Genomic DNA, 700 nt, shown 5'->3' with positions numbered 1-700 from the left:
TCACGTCGAAGCGCGGCAGCGTGGTGTCGAACTCCTTCTTCAGCCGCTCGCGCAGCTCGGCCTCGATCGTGCGCGAAGCACGCAGCAGGCGGATCCACAGCCGCAACCTGTCCTTGCCCGGCCCGATAGACGTCGGTCCCGCTACCATGTCTCGCCTCCCGAGACCGAGATCGCCTGTCCGGTGATCGACCGCGCCGCATCGCTGCAGAGCCAGAGCACCGTCGCTGCGACCTCTTCCGGCTGGATGAAACGTGCCTGCGGGTTCGCAGCCGAAAGGCTCGCGCGTGCCTCATCGGCGGAACGGCCGGTCTTCTCGATGATGCGCTGGATGGAGTCCTCCAGCATGTCGGTTTCGACGAAGCCCGGGCAGATGGCGTTGACGGTGATGCCGGACTTGGCGGTCTCGGCTGCGAGCGCCCGCATCAGCCCGACGACGCCATGCTTGGCCGCTACGTAGGGCGCGACATACGCGTAGCCCTTCAGTCCGGCGGTCGAGGCAATGAAAACGATACGGCCTGTCTTCCGCGCCAGCATGCCGCCAAGCGCCGGCTGCACCGCCAGGAAGGCGCCGGTGAGGTTGACGTCGAGCGAGCGCCGCCAGTCGGCGAGGGAGGTCTTGTGCGCCGGCGCACTGACAGCCATCCCGGCATTGGCGACGACGATCTCGAAGGGACCGCGCGCCGCCTAGGCCTTCTCGTAC

General features: G+C 67.6%; 2 pseudogenes. Both read right to left on the bottom strand.

Features of this window, described 5'->3' with window-relative positions:
- A pseudogene (locus EOA60_RS39520) lies at positions 1 to 148 on the bottom strand (MarR family transcriptional regulator); the annotation flags it as partial.
- Positions 142 to 700: pseudogene (locus EOA60_RS35785) on the bottom strand (SDR family NAD(P)-dependent oxidoreductase); the annotation flags it as partial. The pseudogenes EOA60_RS35785 and EOA60_RS39520, both read right to left, overlap by 7 nt.

It is taken from the genome of Mesorhizobium sp. M1A.F.Ca.IN.020.06.1.1 (assembly GCF_004023265.1).
Lineage (GTDB): Bacteria > Pseudomonadota > Alphaproteobacteria > Rhizobiales > Rhizobiaceae > Mesorhizobium.
Note: the sequence above shows the minus strand (reverse complement) of the source record. Positions and strands in the feature narration are given on the sequence as shown.